The sequence below is a fragment of the Streptomyces sp. NPDC043996 genome (assembly GCF_056435225.1).
The window spans coordinates 300,379-316,377 of record NZ_JBWKEY010000003.1 but is presented as its reverse complement, the minus strand read 5'-3'; the positions used below and the strand labels follow the sequence as shown (position 1 = coordinate 316,377).

Sequence of the window (15,999 nt, the reverse complement as noted above, 5' to 3'; positions counted from 1 at the left end):
CGGCGACAAGGCGGGGGCCCGGTCCCAGCCCGCCCCCCGCCGCCGCTAGCGCCCGCCCGCCGCCCGCTCGCGGGCCACCGCCGTCGCGTCCCGCCGGAACGCCCACTCAAGCCGCGGCTCCATCGCGAAGCGGAACGCCCGCCGCACCGGCGGCGTACAGAGCAGCGTCACGACGCCCGCGGCCACCAGGGACACGAACACCTCGCCCAGCGGCTCGTGCAGCCACGCGTACGTGTCGAACCAGCCCCAGAACCGGGACCCCTTCGCGAGGAACCCGTGCAGCAGATAGCCGTACAAGGTCCCCGCCCCGAGCACCGTGAACCACGTCTTGTGCCGTGGCACCCAGGCGAAGAAGCACGCGGTGAGCACCACCGAGCAGCCGAACAGCGCCAGCGTCATCACGACGCCGACCCACCACGGCACGCCCAGCTCCTGCGCGCTCTCGCGCCGGTAGAACCACACGGACGTCATCCGCGGCGCCGCCCAGTAGGCGAGGGCCACCGCGCACGCGAAGACGGGCACGGAAAGCAGGCGCACCTCGCGCCGCCGCACGAGCTGGAAGTGCGCGGGTTTGAGGAACAGGCCCAGGACAAAGAACGGCAGGAACTGCAGGACCCGTTGGAGGTCCAGGTCGTCGCCGATGTCGGGGGAGACGACGGCGAGCACGGCCACGCCGAGGGCGAGCGGCACGGGCCAGCGCACGAGCTTCCACAGCGGGGTCGTGAGCCGCCACACGAACAGGGCGATCAGGAACCAGGTCAGATACCAGGGATCGAGCAGGCTGATCGGCTGCCCCGGGTCGTCGTCGGCCCACCGCTTGAAGAAGGTGTAGGCGATCTCGAAGACCACGTATGGCACGGCGACGCCGGTCACGAGCCGCTTGAGCCGGTCGGACCGCATGTCGAAGCCGCGCGAGAAGTAGCCGGAGATCAGGATGAAGGCCGGCATGTGGAAGGTGTAGACGGTCATGTACAGCGCTTCGGCGCTGCGGCTGTGATCCGTCAGGGGCTCCCACGCGTGGGCCATCGCGACGAGCACGATCGCCAGGTACTTGGCGTTGTCGAAGAACGCGTCGCGCGCGGGGGCGGGGCGCTCGGCGGGGCCGGAGCGGGGTGGGGAAGCGGTGTGTGGGGGAGTGGGGGCGGCGGTGGGGTCGCGGGGGCCGGGGGGAGTGACGGTGGCCGGTTCCCGGACGGGAGGGAGGGGCGTCCGGTGCGGGCCGTGCGGCGGTACGGGACGCGTCACAGGCCCTCCCGCCCAGAGCCCGGTGAGACGATCCGGGACCGCACTGCGCTTGCGGGGGTCATGGCAGCGTGGAACATCTGGGGCACCCTAGCGTCGCGTCGGTGTCCCCGTAAAACGCCGTCTTCATTCATTGACTCATCGCTCCGTGTTCCGTGTGGGTTTCCTCTCAGTTCAATAGCGGTGTATTGCCGACAACCCCGTCCGGACGCCCGGGTGTTACTCCGGACAGCGCGCCTCGGTGTGTTAGCCGACCGGTTAGCCGGATTCCCGCATTAGGGGTACGGGTGCCCCGGAAGTGGCCGGGATATCTGTCCGATACATCACGACTCGTACCGCTTAAATCGTGCATAACGCCTGCGGGTGACTCCGGTGAAATGTCCGGTTGATCAACCCGTGGCGGGTTATGGCGGCCTCTTTGGCGTGTGCGTCACGGGCGGACGAATTGCCGTGAACGGTAAGGGGCGAACGGCCCCGTGTACGGGCGACGGGACGTTGGCCGGGCGTTGACTCTCGAGCGGCCCTGCGGCGCTCGGCCATGGAAACGATCAGGTCGAATTCGCCCGTCGGCGCAGCCGTCGAATTGTCGTGCGGACGCCGGTGACCCGCGACCGGGCCCGTGCGGCACGGCCCCACTGGCACGGGCGGGACGCGTGCGTTACTGGTCAACGCGTGGCCGACGATGTGTCACCGGCCGCATAGCGCGGCCCTGTTGGTGGCACGATGGTTTCTGGCGGGGGTGTGCGGGGTCGTACCCCCCGGGCGGGAGAGCGACCGACCTAGGGTGTGATCAGTGTGGCCATTTCACTATCAGTGGTACTGCTGTTGGCGATCGTCCTTGTCCTGATGGTGCGCCAAGGAAACATCAAGGTGTGGCCCGCCATCGTCGCCGCGACTTTCGGCTTCACCCTCGCTTCCACGGGTGCGGCCCCCGACATCCAGGATCTTCTCAACTCCCTGGCGGAGACAATCGGCGACATACAGTTCTGACGCCTGACGGCCTGCCATGGCGACGCACGGGGGGAGGGCGGTGGCGCTGCGGGAGACCGACCCGAAAGAGGTCGGCGGGTATCCGATCGAGGACCGCCTCGGCTCGGGCGGCATGGGCGTCGTCTATCTCGCCCGCTCCGCCTCCGGGCGGCGCCTCGCGGTCAAGGTCGTGCACGGCCAGTACGCCGACGACCCGGAATTCCGCACCCGGTTCCGCCGTGAGGTCGAGGCCGCGCGGCAGGTCAGCGGCGCTTTCACGGCACCGGTGGTGGACGCCGACGCGCACGCCCCGAGCCCGTGGATGGCGACCCTCTACATTCCGGGTGAGAACCTGGGCACCCACATAAAGCGGAACGGCCCACTCCCCGCCGCCCGCCTCGTGGAGCTCGCCGCGGGCCTCGCCGAGGCGCTGCGCGACATCCACCGCGTGGGCGTGGTCCACCGTGATCTGAAACCGGCCAACGTGATGCTGGCCGAGGACGGCCCCCGCGTCATTGACTTCGGCGTCTCCCGCGCCGCCGAGGCCCTCGCGGGCGACGCCCTCACCCAGACCGGCCGCGTCATGGGCACCCCGCCCTATATGTCCCCGGAGCAGCTCACGTCCCCGCGCGACGTCGGCCCCGCCTCGGACGTCTTCTCCCTCGGCTCCGTCCTCGGCTACGCGGCCACCGGCCGCGGCCCCTTCGACGACGACTCCCCGTACGAGACGGCCACCCGCGTGGTCGACGGCGAGGCCAGGCTCGACGACATACCGGTCGAGCTGCGCGACCTTGTCGCCCTGTGCCTGGCCAAGCACCCCAAGGAGCGCCCGACCCCCGATGAGCTCCTGGCCCTGCTCCGGGGCGAAGCGCCGCCGCCGCGCCCCGAGGAGCCACCGGAGCCCGCGCCGCGCTCACCCCGCTCGCCGCGCCGCCGCAGACGGCTCATCGCCGGGGCGGTGGGCGGCGTGCTGGCCGCCGCGCTGACGGCGGGCCTGGTCCAGTGGTTCGGGACGGACGACACGAAGGCCGGGGCGCTGCCGCCGGGGTGGCGGGCCTGGCAGGTGAAGCAGGTCCGCGTCCAGGGCGGCACGGAAAACCCCTTCGGCGGCTGCCTCGTGGCTCGGGGCGGGCTGGTGTGCGCGGGCGGCGGCGTGAAGGCCGCTCGGCTCTCCCCGGCCACCGGCGAGATCGCCTGGAGCTCGGCCGCCGGGAGCCCGGCGAGCATGGCCGGGGACGGCGCCGTTCTCGGCGCCTCGGCCGACCGGAAGCGCGTGTACGTCTACCGGGACAAGGCGACCGGGCGCGAAGGCGCCGAGCCCCCCGACCCGGTCATCGAGCTCCAGGCCCTCGACAGCCTGACCGGGGATGTGCTGTGGAAGCGCGTGCCCCAGGGCGGTCTGGAGGAGCTGGGGCCGCTCAACGCCGACGAGGAGCTGAAGGAGGTGGCGGCCGTGAAGGGCGGAGTCCTCACGCTCTACGGAGCGAAGGGCGGCGAGTACGCGCTGCTCGCCGACCGGGCCGGGGGGAAGCCCCGCTGGCGCCACCCCCTGCCCGATCCGGACACCTGCGGGTTCGCCGCGGCCGACGGCCACGGCTATCTGATCTGCCTGTCGCCGAAGGAGACCCGCGTCACGCGCCTGGACCCGGCCACGGGCGAGTCGCGCTGGACGGTCCGGGCCCCGCGCCCGCTCCTGCTGCTCGGGCAGGCGGACGGGCGCCTGGTCTTCGCCGAGAACGCGCCGGACGAGGCGCACCGCACCCTGACCACGATCGACACCTCCGGCAGCCGGGCCGTCCGATCCGTGCGCCTCTCCCACCGCCAGCCCACGGCGGCGACCGCCACCCTCAGCGGCACCACCGTCTACTACCGGCTCTGGAACGGCAGCGTCCGCGCCGTCGACCTGCGCTCGGGCCGCCAGCTGTGGAGCACCGACTCCGGCGTGGAGAACCCGGGCCCGCCGCTCGCCGGGCCGGACCACGTCTTCCTGTCGTCCTCCAGCGGCCGTCTCGCCGCCCTGGACCGCGACACCGGAGCCGTGGACTGGTCCCTCCCGGCCCGCAGCAGCGACATCTTGTCCGACTCGGCCCAGCCCGGCTCCCCCCTGACCCTCATCGGCGACGCCCTCTACGTCCCCTACGGCATCCGTTCCGTGTACAGCGTCGACGTACGCAACCCCTGACCCCTGCCGAGAGAACCGCCGCGAGAACTGCTCCGGGAACGCGGAGAGCCGGTCTCCGTTGTATCTGGAGACCGGCTCTGACCTGCATGTTCCTGCTGAGAGCGGGCGACGGGAATCGAACCCGCGTAGCTAGTTTGGAAGACTAGGGCTCTACCATTGAGCTACGCCCGCACAGCTCGCGCGGCGACCCGTGGGTCGTGAGCGCGGCACGACACGCATCGTAGCGGGTCGCGGCGCCTCGCCGCACACCCCCCTCGCGCGCCCCCGATAAGCGGGCGCCGCACTGCCTGCGGGCATGTACCCTACGTGTCGCACCGACGGGGTGTGGCGCAGCTTGGTAGCGCGTCCGCTTTGGGAGCGGAAGGCCGTGGGTTCAAATCCCGCCACCCCGACCAGCAGGATCTCTCCAGCTCAGTGGCCAGTTCCCCGGGCGACGATCCTTTCCCGGGCGCTCCGCGGCCCTTCTTTCAAGATCGCATTGTCGGTCGGCTCCCGCGTGCCGTTACTATGCAAGCTGTGTGCCCGTGTGTCTCTCGACCGGGCAGAATCCAAGCAGTCAGCCCACCAAGGAGACCGAACCGTGAAGAGCGCCGTGGAGACCCTGAACCCGACCCGGGTTCGGCTCACTGTCGAGGTGCCCTTCGAGGAGCTCAAGGACAGCCTCGACGCGGCGTACAAGAAGATCAACCAGCAGGTCACGGTGAAGGGCTTCCGCAAGGGCAAGATCCCGGCCCGCGTCATCGACCAGCGGTTCGGCCGCGGTGCTGTGCTGGAGGAGGCCGTCAACGACGCCCTCCCGAAGTTCTACACGGAGGCGGTCAACGAGGCCGAGCTCAACGTCCTCGGCCAGCCCGAGGTCGACATCACCGAGCTGAAGGACAACGAGACCCTCAACTTCACCGCTGAGGTCGACGTCCGCCCGACCATCGAGATCCCGGACTACTCCGGCATCGAGGTCGAGGTCGACGCCGTCGAGGTCTCGGACGAGGACGTCGACAAGGCCGTCGAGGACCTGCGCGAGCGCTTCGCGTCCACCTCGCCGGTCGAGCGCGCCGCCGAGGACGGCGACGTCGTGACGATCGACCTGGAGGCCAAGGTCGACGGCGAGGTCCTCGCCGACGGCATCGCCAACGGCGTCTCGTACACCATCGGCTCCGGCGAGCTCCTCGAGGGCATCGACGACGCCGTGAAGGGCCTGTCGGCCGACGGCGAGGCCACCTTCGCCTCCGAGCTCAAGGGCGGCTCCGCGGCGGGCAAGGAGGCCGAGGTCACCGTCAAGGTCACCCAGGTCGCCAAGCGCGAACTGCCGGAGCTGGACGACGACTTCGCGCAGCTGGCGTCGGAGTTCGACACCCTGGACGAGCTGAAGGCCGACAGCCGCAAGCGCCTGGAGACGGCCCGCCAGTTCGACCAGGCCACGCAGGCCCAGGAGCGCGTCCTGGAGAAGCTCCTGGAGATCGTCGAGGTCCCCGTCCCCGAGAAGCTCCTCGAGGACGAGATCCGCACCCGCAAGCACAACCTGGAGCACCACCAGCTCGGCCAGATGGGCCTCGACCTCGGCAAGTACCTGGAGATCCAGGGCAAGACCGAGGAAGAGTTCGACGCCGAGACCCGCGAGCAGGCGGTCAAGGGCATCAAGACGCAGTTCGTCCTCGACGAGCTCGTCAACAAGGAGAAGCTGAACGTGAACCAGGAGGAGCTCACCGAGCACCTCATGCGTCGCGCGCAGTCCTCCGGCATGAGCCCCGACCAGTTCGCCCAGGCCGTCGTCGAGGGCGGCCAGGTCCCGATGCTGGTCGGCGAGGTCGCCCGCGGCAAGGCCCTCGCGGTCGTCGTCGAGGCCGCCACGGTCAAGGACACCAACGGTGAGGTCGTCGACCTGGACGACGACGAGGACGAGGCCGACGCCGCCGACTCCGTCGAGGGTGAGCAGGCCGAGGCCGCCGCCAGCGACTCCGTCGAGGGTGGCGCGGAGAAGTCCGAGGCCTGATCCTCCCGCTGTACGTCGTGAAGGGCCCCCGGAACACACGTTCCGGGGGCCCTTCACGCCCCTGTGGGGCGGCAGCGTCTGCCCGGCGGGGGTTCGTCGCGGGGTGGGTCCGTGGGGGCTGAGCGCGCCCACGCGGCGGAGCCGCATATCGACACAGTCCCGCGCCCCTTCGGGGCGCTGCCCCCGGCCGTGCTACCTGCGCTCACAGCGAACAGTTGCCCTTGCGGGATTCGTCGAAGGGACCCGCGCGTTAGGGTCCATGGATACGGGGGCAGTGGAGTCGTTGCCCTCAGAACGAAGATGCTGAGACGGCCGGAGCCGTCAGAGACGAGCAGGTGGATACGTGACGAATCTGATGCCTTACGCAGCCGGTGAGCCGTCCATCGGTGGTGGCCTCGGCGACCATGTCTACAACCGGCTGCTCGGCGAGCGCATCGTCTTCCTCGGCCAGCAGGTCGACGACGACATCGCGAACAAGATCACGGCGCAGATGCTCCTCCTCGCGGCCGACCCGTCGAAGGACATCTACCTCTACATCAACAGCCCGGGCGGCTCGGTGACCGCCGGCATGGCGATCTACGACACCATGCAGTACATCCCGAACGACGTCGTCACCATCGGCATGGGCATGGCCGCCTCCATGGGCCAGTTCCTGCTGACCGGCGGCACCGCGGGCAAGCGCTTCGCCCTGCCGCACACGGACATCCTGATGCACCAGGGCTCCGCGGGCATCGGCGGCACCGCGTCCGACGTGAAGATCCAGGCGGAGTATCTGCTGCGCACCAAGCAGCGCATGGCCGAGATCACCGCCCGCCACTCGGGCCAGACGGTGGAGCGGATCATCCAGGACGGTGACCGCGACCGCTGGTTCACCACCGAGGAGGCCAAGGAGTACGGCCTCATCGACGAGATCATCAGCGCCGCTTCCGGTGTTCCGGGCGGCGGCGGCACGGGGGCCTGACAAGGCGTCCGAGGGGCCTTCTCCAGGCACCCGACCGGGGCCGGAGCCTCAAGGCCCGCCCCAGCCGACCAAGCCCACGCTCATCACCAGGACGGAACACCTCACATGAACAGCTTCCCTGTCAGCGGCCAGCCCACGGGCCTGCACACCGGCCCCCAGGTGGACAACCGTTATGTGATCCCGCGCTTCGTCGAGCGCACCTCGCAGGGCGTGCGCGAGTACGACCCGTACGCGAAGCTCTTCGAAGAGCGCGTGATCTTCCTCGGCGTCCAGATCGACGACGCCTCCGCCAACGACGTCATGGCGCAGCTCCTGTGCCTGGAGTCGATGGACCCCGACCGGGACATCTCGGTCTACATCAACAGCCCGGGCGGCTCCTTCACCGCGCTGACGGCGATCTACGACACGATGCAGTTCGTGAAGCCGGACATCCAGACGGTCTGCATGGGCCAGGCGTCCTCCGCCGCGGCCGTGCTGCTCGCCGCCGGTACGCCCGGCAAGCGGATGGCCCTGCCGAACGCCCGGGTCCTCATCCACCAGCCCTCCGGCGGCACCGGCCGTGAGCAGCTCTCCGACCTGGAGATCGCGGCCAACGAAATCCTGCGCATGCGCACGCAGCTCGAGGAGATGCTGGCCAAGCACTCCACCACGCCGATCGAGAAGATCCGCGACGACATCGAGCGCGACAAGATCCTCACCGCCGAGGACGCGCTGGCGTACGGACTGATCGACCAGATCATCTCCACCCGCAAGATGAACAACTCCGCGGTCGCCTGAGCGACGTCCGGGGAACCACAGCACCATCTGCCCGCCCCTTGGCTCGGTCCGTACCGGTCCGCGTAGTTTCGTGACCTGGTGTCGCAGCGAACCGCGCCAAGGGGGGCCCGAACGGGGGGCCAGGCAAGGTACCGTCGGATACAAGGCACCAGGAGCCGCTGGACCAACGGCGTCTCCCAGGCGAAGGGGAAGCACACCGTGGCACGCATCGGTGACGGCGGCGATCTGCTCAAGTGCTCGTTCTGTGGCAAGAGCCAGAAGCAGGTCAAGAAGCTCATCGCAGGCCCCGGCGTGTACATCTGCGATGAGTGCATCGACCTCTGCAACGAGATCATCGAGGAAGAGCTCGCCGAGACGAGCGAGGTGCGCTGGGAGGAACTGCCCAAGCCCCGCGAGATCTACGAGTTCCTCGAGGGGTACGTAGTCGGTCAGGAGCCCGCCAAGAAGGCCCTCTCCGTCGCCGTCTACAACCACTACAAGCGCGTCCAGGCCGGGGAGAACGGCGGCGCTCAGGGCCGCGAGGACGCCATCGAGCTCGCCAAGTCCAACATCCTGCTGCTCGGCCCCACCGGCTCCGGCAAGACGCTGCTCGCCCAGACGCTCGCCCGCATGCTGAACGTCCCCTTCGCCATCGCGGACGCGACGGCGCTCACGGAGGCGGGCTATGTCGGCGAGGACGTCGAGAACATCCTCCTGAAGCTCATCCAGGCCGCCGACTACGACGTCAAGAAGGCCGAGACGGGCATCATCTACATCGACGAGATCGACAAGGTCGCCCGCAAGAGCGAAAACCCGTCGATCACGCGCGACGTATCGGGTGAAGGCGTCCAGCAGGCCCTGCTCAAGATCCTCGAGGGCACGACGGCCTCGGTCCCGCCGCAGGGCGGCCGCAAGCACCCGCACCAGGAGTTCATCCAGATCGACACGACGAACGTCCTGTTCATCGTGGGCGGCGCCTTCGCGGGCCTGGAGAAGATCATCGAGGCCCGGGCCGGGGCGAAGGGCATCGGCTTCGGCGCCACCATCCGCTCCAAGCGGGAGCTGGAGGAGAAGGACCAGTTCGAGGACATCATGCCGGAGGACCTGGTGAAGTTCGGGATGATCCCGGAGTTCATCGGCCGCCTCCCGGTCATCACCTCGGTCCACAACCTCGACCGCGAGGCCCTGCTCCAGATCCTCGTAGAGCCGCGTAACGCGCTGGTGAAGCAGTACCAGCGGTTGTTTGAACTCGACGGTGTGGAGCTGGACTTCGAGCGCGAGGCCCTGGAGGCCATCGCCGACCAGGCCATCCTGCGCCAGACCGGCGCGCGCGGCCTGCGCGCCATCATGGAGGAGGTCCTCCAGTCGGTGATGTACGAGGTGCCGTCCCGCAAGGACGTGGCCCGCGTCGTCATCACGGCGGACGTCGTCCACTCGAACGTCAACCCGACCCTGGTGCCGCGCGAGGTGCGAGGTCCGGGCGCCGGGGAACAGAAGTCGGCGTAGCCACACCCACGAACGCCCGGGGGCGCCCAGCGAGTTGAACTCGCTGGGCGCCCCCTTCGTTCGTGGCTGAGGTGATGTGACGTGACGTCAGGTGGCTGACCCCGACAGGGTCAGATCTTGACGCGGACTTCCTTGCGGAACTTGGCCGCGGTGCTCGCGGTGTCCTCCAGGTCGGGGCTCTTGCCGCCGAGCACGCTCGCCACGTCCGTCGTGATCACGACGCCGATCGTGCTGTTGTCGCCCCAGATGCACACCGGCAGTGTCATGTTCTTCGGCCCTTGCGACCCGGCCGACGACGAACCCGTGTCGGAGGGGCCCTCGAACTTCATCTCCTGGCACTTCATGATCGCGCCGTCGAGCCCGGAGGGGTTGTACGACTTGGGCTCGCCGACCGGCGTGAGTTTCTTGCCGCCGCTGGTGCCGGAGCCGGACGGTGAGTCCTCTTCCTCGGAGAAGCCGTCCTCCGCCCTGGTGAACATGTAGTCGACGACCTTCTCCGGGTCGTCGATCTCCCCGTAGATGCCGTTGAACTGCACCAGCTTCTTCGACAGCGGGTTGTCCTGGGACCCCGACTCGTACTGGGCCGCGATGTCCTTGGCGTTCTTCACGCCGTTCTTCTCGGCCTTCGCGCGGCTCTCCGAGCTCATGGAGTCCTCCTTGGACTCCTTCTTCGTGTAGTCGCCGAGGACCGTCGCGGGCGCCGTCAGCTTGTGCGGGCCGTCGTCCTTGACCGAGCCGGAGCCGCCGTCCTTGCCGCCGAGGACGAAGTACGCGCCGACGCCGATCGCGGCCACCACGGCCACCGCGCCGATGATGGCACCGGTCTTCTTGCCCCCGCCGCCTCCGCTCGGCGGGGGCGGGACCTGCCCGTAGGGGGCCTGCGGCGGCTGCCCGTACGGGGCCTGCGGCTGACCGTACGGCGGCTGCTGGGGCGGCACGCCCTGGGGGGCCTGCGGCGGATAGGCGTAGCCCGGCTGCTGGGGGGCCTGGGGCGGGTAGCCGTAGCCGGGCCCCGGCTGCGGCGGCTGCTGCCCGTAGGGGCCCGGCTGGCCGCCGCCGTACGGCCCCGGCTGCTGGGGCTGCTGGCCGCCGTACGGGCCCGGCTGGTTGTAGCTCATTACTGGGGGTTCCCTCCGTTACTGCTGCTTCTTACGGGCCGCGCGTGCGTCACTTCTTCACTTCTTCACGCGGGCCGCTTCGCGGTACTTGGCCGCGAGTTCCGCGACGTCGTCCTGCGACATGTTGTCGCCGCCGGTCACGAACGCGGCGGTGTCGGTGGCGGTCACCAAGCCGAAGGTGCTCCGGTCCGCCCAGGCGCAGATGGGGATCTCCAGACCCTTGCTGCCCTCGGTGACCTTGACCGTCTGGCATTTCATCAGCGCGTTGTCCAGGCCGCTGGGAGAGACGGACGTGGGACTGCCTTCCCACGTGACGTTCTCCTTGTCGTCACTGTCCTTCTGGGACTCCTCGTGCAGCTTGTCGAAGGCGTCGTCGATGGTCTTCTCCGGGTCGCTGATCTCGCCCCACATGCCGACCACGCTCAGCTTCTTCGCCTTGAGCCCGTCCCCGGACTTGTAGTCCGTCTCGTCCTGCTTTGCGTTCTTGATGCCGACCTCGGCGGCGTCCTCCTCGTCGGCGCCGCTCAGCGGGCCGCCGGAGGAGCCGGAGGACACCTCCTTCTGGAACTCGCCGACCGACGCGGGGGACACCAGCTGGTGGGGCCCGTCGTCCGAGACCGAGCCGGAGCCGCCGCCGTCGCCGCCGAAGACGAAGTACGCGCCGACGCCGATCGCGGCCACCACGGCCGCCGCGCCGATGATCAGCCCCGTCTTCTTGCCGCCGCCCTGCGGCGGGGGCGGCGGGACCTGCCCGTAGGGGGCCTGCGGCGGCTGCCCGTACGGACCCTGCGGCTGCCCGTACGGCTGCTGCGGCGGGACGCCCGGGGGAGCCTGCTGCGGGTAGCCGTAACCGGGCGGCGGGGCCTGCGGGGGCTGCCCGTAGGGGCCGGGCTGCGGGGGCTGCTGCCCGTAAGGGCCCGGCTGGCCACCGCCGTACGGACCCGGCTGCTGAGGCTGGCCACCACCGTACGGACCGGGCTGCTGGCCCCCGTACGGGCCCGGCTGGTTGAAGCTCATGACTGGGTCCCCCTCGAACGCGTCTGCGCGCCTGCGTGTGCCCCGCGCGTTTATGTGCTTCCGACATCCTGACCGACGGGTGGAGCGCCGTGGCCCCCAGGTCCGCAACCGTTACTGAAGATTCTGGTTTCGGGACCAGTCTGTGACACCCCTAAACTGGGCCCGTGACCGAGAACTCTCAGCAGCAGCCCTCAGCGACCACCCCCGAACTCCCGACGCAGTACGCGCCGGCCGAGGTAGAGGGGGCGCTGTACGAGCGCTGGGTAGAGCGCGGTTACTTCGACGCGGACGCGGCGAGCGACAAGGAGCCCTTCACCGTCGTCATCCCGCCGCCGAACGTCACCGGCAGCCTGCACCTGGGCCACGCCTTCGAGCACACGCTGATCGACGCCCTCACCCGCCGCAAGCGCATGCAGGGCTTCGAGGTGCTGTGGCAGCCCGGCATGGACCACGCGGGCATCGCCACGCAGAACGTGGTCGAGCGCGAGCTCGGCAAGGAGGGCAAGTCCCGCCACGACCTGGGCCGCGAGGCCTTCGTCGAGCGCGTCTGGCAGTGGAAGGGCGAGTCCGGCGGCCAGATCTCCGGCCAGATGCGCCGCCTCGGCGACGGCGTCGCCTGGTCCCGCGAGCGCTTCACCATGGACGAGGGCCTCTCCCAGGCCGTCCAGACGATCTTCAAGCGGCTCTACGACGACGAGCTGATCTACCGCGCCGAGCGCATCATCAACTGGTGCCCCCGCTGCCTGACCGCGATCTCCGACATCGAGGTCGAGTACCAGGACGACGACGGCGAGCTGGTGTCGATGAAGTACGGGGAAGGCGACGAGACCATCGTCGTCGCCACCACCCGCGCCGAGACGATGCTCGGTGACACGGCCGTCGCCGTGCACCCCGAGGACGAGCGCTACAAGCACCTGGTCGGCAAGCAGATCAAGCTGCCGCTCACCGACCGCTCCATCCCCGTCGTCGCCGACACGCACGTCGACCCCGAGTTCGGCACCGGCGCCGTCAAGGTGACCCCGGCCCACGACCCGAACGACTTCGAGATCGGCCAGCGCCACGACCTGCCGAACATCGCGGTCATGGACGAGCACGCCATCATCACCGTCCCCGGCCCCTTCCAGGGCCTGGACCGCCTGGAGGCCCGCTCGGCCATCGTCGGCGCGCTGCGTGCCGAGGGCCGCATCGTCGCCGAGAAGCGGCCGTACTCGCACTCCGTCGGCCACTGCTCGCGCTGCAAGACCACCATCGAGCCGCGCCTGTCCATGCAGTGGTGGGTCAAGGTCGGCCCGCTCGCCAAGGCCGCCGGTGACGCGGTCCGCGACGGCCAGGTCAAGATCCACCCGCAGGAGATGGAGAAGCGCTACTTCGACTGGGTCGACAACCTCCACGACTGGTGCATCTCGCGCCAGCTGTGGTGGGGCCACCGCATCCCCGTCTGGTACGGCCCGAACGGCGAGGTCGTCTGCGTCGGCCCCTACGAGCAGCCGCCCACCGGCGAGGGCTGGACGCAGGACACCGACGTCCTCGACACCTGGTTTTCCTCCGGCCTGTGGCCGTTCTCCACGCTCGGCTGGCCGCAGCGGACCGAGAGCCTCGCGAAGTTCTACCCGAACTCCGTCCTGGTCACCGGCTACGACATCCTCTTCTTCTGGGTCGCCCGGATGATGATGTTCGGTCTGTACGCGATGGACGGCACCCCGCCGTTCCACACCATCGCCCTGCACGGCATGGTCCGCGACCAGTTCGGCAAGAAGATGTCGAAGTCCTTCGGGAACGCCGTCAATCCCCTTGACTGGATGGACAAGTACGGCAGCGACGCGCTCCGCTTCACCCTCGCGCGCGGCGCCAACCCCGGCGTCGACGTGCCGATCGGCGAGGACTGGGTCCAGGGCTCCCGCAACTTCGCCAACAAGATCTGGAACGCGACCCGCTTCGCGCTGATGAACGGCGCCACCGTCGAGGGCCCGCTGCCGGACGCCGCCGAGATGTCGGCCACCGACCGCTGGATCCTCTCCCGCCTGAACACGGTGGTCGCCGAGGTCGACGCGTTCTACGAGGACTACCAGTTCGCGAAGCTCTCCGACGCCCTCTTCCACTTCGCGTGGGACGAGGTCTTCGACTGGTACGTGGAGCTGTCCAAGACCACGTTCATGGCGGGCGGCCCGGCCGCCGAGGTCAGCAAGCGCGTCCTCGGCGAGGTCCTCGACGTCACGCTGCGCCTGCTCCACCCGGTCGTGCCGTTCGTGACGGAGACCCTGTGGACCACGCTCACCGGCGGCGAGTCCGTGGTGATCGCCGACTGGCCGACCGACAGCGGCTTCCGGGACGCGGGCGCCGAGAAGGAGATCCTCTCCCTCCAGGACCTGGTCACCGAGGTCCGCCGGTTCCGCGCCGACCAGGGACTCCAGCCCGGCCAGAAGGTCCCGGCCCGACTCACCCTGGACGGCACGCCGTTCGCGCCGCACGAGGCCGCCGTCCGCCAGCTCCTGCGCCTCCAGCCGGAGGGCGAGAGCTTCGCGGCGACGGCGACGCTGCCGGTCGCGGGCGCCACGGTCGCGCTCGACCTGTCGGGCACGATCGACGTGGCGGCCGAGCGCAAGCGCCTCGCCAAGGACCTGGCCGCCGCGGAGAAGGAGCGCCAGCAGGCCACCGCCAAGCTCGGCAACGAGGCGTTCCTCGCGAAGGCCCCGGACCAGGTGGTCGACAAGATCCGCGGCCGCCTCGCCAAGGCCGACGAGGACATCGCCCGCCTCCGGGCCCAGCTGGACAGCCTCCCGGCGGCGTAAGGCGGTTCGCCTCGTACGTATGCGAAAGGCGCCCGGAACTCACTGGAGTTCCGGGCGCCTTTCGCATGCCCCCCGCGGCCGTTACGCCTCCGTGGCGACGGGTCCCGTACCGACCGCCTCCGCGTTGCGCCGCGTCTTCGCCCAGCCGTTGCGGCCGCGCAGGAGCCGCAGGAAGCCGCGCGCCGCCACGATGAACACGTGGTACGCGTACACCCACAGCGCGAGACCCCACAGCAGGCCCGTGAGCCGGGAGCGGTCGGGCGCGAAGTCACGGCGGTAGAGCGGGCCCCAGGCCACGAACGGAAGGACCGAGAACGCGGACAGGACCAGGATCAGCGGCCAGGCGCTGAGGAAGGCGTCGCTGAGCGAGCCGCCGACCACGACAAGACCGAGCAGCAGCAGGCTGAGCACCAGCGTCGCGACGTGCGCGAGCGGCTGCATGAACGTGTACAGGGTCTCCAGGACGCCGCGGCCCGAGTAGTGCCGGGACGAGACGATGCGCGGCGCGTACCGCACGCACTGGAGGTTGCCCTGCGCCCAGCGGGTGCGCTGGGTGAGGAAGCGGCGAAGGCGCGGCAGGCCCTCCTGGGAGACGTACGTGTCGGCGATGTGCGCCACCCGGTAGCCGCCGAGGATCATGTGCAGGCCCAGCTCGTAGTCCTCCAGGAGCGCGTCGCGCTGCCAGGGGCGGCGCTCGGCGGCGGCGATGTGGTCGAGCGCGGTCAGACGGGTGAACTGGCCGTTGCCGCCGAGGCCCACGGAGCCGGTGCGGCCGCGCAGGAGCTGCATGCCCGCGTTGGACACGGCGAACTCCATGTCCTGCATGCGCACCAGGAGCCGCGCCACGGCGTTGGCGAGACGGCCGCGCTCGGGCAGCGGAAGGCGCTCGTCGTCGACGTTCCGCATCCGCACGCTGACCTGCACGCCGCCCACCTCGGGGTCGCCGAACCCGGCCGTGCCGCTGACACGGGCGAGCGCGTCGGGCGCGAGCCGCCCGTCGGCGTCCACGACGCAGACGACGACCTGGGCGCGGTCGGTGTCCTTGGGCAGGAACGCGTTCAGGGCCGCGTACGCGGAGTTGAGGGCGGCGCCCTTGCCGATACGGGCGTCGGGGCGGCGGCGCGAGACCAGGTGCACCCGGCTGTCGCGGTCGGCGATCGCGGTCACGACGGCCGCCGTCGCGTCCTCGCTGTCGTCGTCGACGACCCACACGTGCGCGGCGGGGAAGTCGGCCCGCAGCTGGCTGACGGTGGTGCCGATGACGGTCTCCTCGTCCCGGCACGGCACGAAGAAGTGCCAGCCGAACGGCGCGGAGTCGCCCTCGGGCGTCTCGGGGCGCCGGACGTAGGCGTGCCGGGCGCCCGCCCAGTACAGCAGGAAGCAGGCGAGGAGGAAGAAGGGCAGGACGTAGAGCAGGACGGTGGGGGTGAGCATGCGGGCCTCGTACGCGTGGGGGGACGGGGGAGGAG

11 protein-coding genes and 2 tRNA genes are annotated in these 15,999 nt (G+C 70.1%); 8 read left to right on the top strand and 5 right to left on the bottom strand.

The window, feature by feature from the left end; genetic code table 11:
• Nucleotides 1–45: 45 nt before the first annotated feature.
• On the bottom strand, nt 46–1,245 hold the full coding sequence (locus AC07A4_RS08810) for an acyltransferase family protein (RefSeq protein WP_478594953.1): 1,200 nt from the start codon (nt 1,243–1,245) through the stop codon (nt 46–48).
• A gap of 792 nt (nt 1,246–2,037) precedes the next feature.
• Here AC07A4_RS08810 and AC07A4_RS08805 point away from each other — a divergent pair.
• Together AC07A4_RS08805 and AC07A4_RS08800 are read left to right on the top strand one after the other, a co-directional pair.
• Entirely contained in the window at nt 2,038–2,232 is a 195-nt protein-coding gene (locus AC07A4_RS08805; RefSeq protein WP_478594951.1) for a hypothetical protein, read from the top strand.
• Nucleotides 2,233–2,272: 40 nt separating this feature from the next.
• Entirely contained in the window at nt 2,273–4,393 is a 2,121-nt protein-coding gene (locus tag AC07A4_RS08800; RefSeq protein ID WP_478594948.1) for a protein kinase domain-containing protein, read from the top strand.
• Between the two features lie 100 nt (nt 4,394–4,493).
• Here the strand turns inward: AC07A4_RS08800 and AC07A4_RS08795 are convergent.
• Nucleotides 4,494–4,564, bottom strand: a tRNA-Gly gene (locus AC07A4_RS08795).
• Nucleotides 4,565–4,711: 147 nt separating this feature from the next.
• Here AC07A4_RS08795 and AC07A4_RS08790 point away from each other — a divergent pair.
• From AC07A4_RS08790 to clpX, 5 genes are all read left to right on the top strand, one after another.
• Nucleotides 4,712–4,788 (top strand) — tRNA-Pro (locus AC07A4_RS08790).
• Nucleotides 4,789–4,973: 185 nt separating this feature from the next.
• Nucleotides 4,974–6,383: a trigger factor gene (gene tig / locus AC07A4_RS08785; RefSeq protein WP_478594946.1), complete on the top strand. Its 1,410-nt coding sequence runs from the start codon at nt 4,974–4,976 to the stop codon at nt 6,381–6,383.
• A gap of 355 nt (nt 6,384–6,738) precedes the next feature.
• Nucleotides 6,739–7,344 carry an ATP-dependent Clp protease proteolytic subunit gene (locus tag AC07A4_RS08780; RefSeq protein ID WP_478595912.1) on the top strand — a complete coding sequence of 202 codons (606 nt, stop codon included), beginning with the start codon at nt 6,739–6,741 and terminating at the stop codon, nt 7,342–7,344.
• A gap of 105 nt (nt 7,345–7,449) precedes the next feature.
• On the top strand, nt 7,450–8,121 hold the full coding sequence (locus tag AC07A4_RS08775) for an ATP-dependent Clp protease proteolytic subunit (protein ID WP_478594944.1): 672 nt from the start codon (nt 7,450–7,452) through the stop codon (nt 8,119–8,121).
• A gap of 198 nt (nt 8,122–8,319) precedes the next feature.
• Entirely contained in the window at nt 8,320–9,606 is a 1,287-nt protein-coding gene (clpX, locus tag AC07A4_RS08770) for an ATP-dependent Clp protease ATP-binding subunit ClpX (RefSeq protein ID WP_030673850.1), read from the top strand.
• A gap of 110 nt (nt 9,607–9,716) precedes the next feature.
• On the opposite strand, the gene AC07A4_RS08765 is transcribed toward clpX, so the two are convergent.
• Both AC07A4_RS08765 and AC07A4_RS08760 read right to left on the bottom strand, forming a co-directional pair.
• Nucleotides 9,717–10,724 carry a hypothetical protein gene (locus AC07A4_RS08765; protein WP_478594940.1) on the bottom strand — a complete coding sequence of 336 codons (1,008 nt, stop codon included), beginning with the start codon at nt 10,722–10,724 and terminating at the stop codon, nt 9,717–9,719.
• Between the two features lie 57 nt (nt 10,725–10,781).
• The gene (locus AC07A4_RS08760; RefSeq protein ID WP_478594938.1) at nt 10,782–11,741 is read right to left on the bottom strand and encodes a hypothetical protein; all 960 of its coding nucleotides are present in this window, start codon (nt 11,739–11,741) and stop codon (nt 10,782–10,784) included.
• Nucleotides 11,742–11,905: 164 nt separating this feature from the next.
• Here AC07A4_RS08760 and AC07A4_RS08755 point away from each other — a divergent pair, with 164 nt between their 5' ends.
• Entirely contained in the window at nt 11,906–14,530 is a 2,625-nt protein-coding gene (locus AC07A4_RS08755) for a valine--tRNA ligase (protein WP_478594935.1), read from the top strand.
• Nucleotides 14,531–14,611: 81 nt separating this feature from the next.
• Here AC07A4_RS08755 and AC07A4_RS08750 read toward each other — a convergent pair whose 3' ends face one another.
• On the bottom strand, nt 14,612–15,964 hold the full coding sequence (locus AC07A4_RS08750; protein ID WP_478594932.1) for a glycosyltransferase family 2 protein: 1,353 nt from the start codon (nt 15,962–15,964) through the stop codon (nt 14,612–14,614).
• Nucleotides 15,965–15,999: the final 35 nt, after the last annotated feature.

What these genes read in the sequence shown, in the direction of transcription:
- AC07A4_RS08750 (WP_478594932.1), bottom strand. Translation starts at nt 15,964, where the DNA reads ATGCTCACCCCCACCGTCCTGCTCTACGTCCTGCCCTTCTTCCTCCTC.
- AC07A4_RS08780 (WP_478595912.1), top strand. Translation starts at nt 6,739, where the DNA reads ATGCCTTACGCAGCCGGTGAGCCGTCCATCGGTGGTGGCCTCGGCGAC.
- AC07A4_RS08760 (WP_478594938.1), bottom strand. Translation starts at nt 11,741, where the DNA reads ATGAGCTTCAACCAGCCGGGCCCGTACGGGGGCCAGCAGCCCGGTCCG.
- AC07A4_RS08775 (WP_478594944.1), top strand. Translation starts at nt 7,450, where the DNA reads ATGAACAGCTTCCCTGTCAGCGGCCAGCCCACGGGCCTGCACACCGGC.
- AC07A4_RS08765 (WP_478594940.1), bottom strand. Translation starts at nt 10,724, where the DNA reads ATGAGCTACAACCAGCCGGGCCCGTACGGCGGCCAGCAGCCCCAGCAG.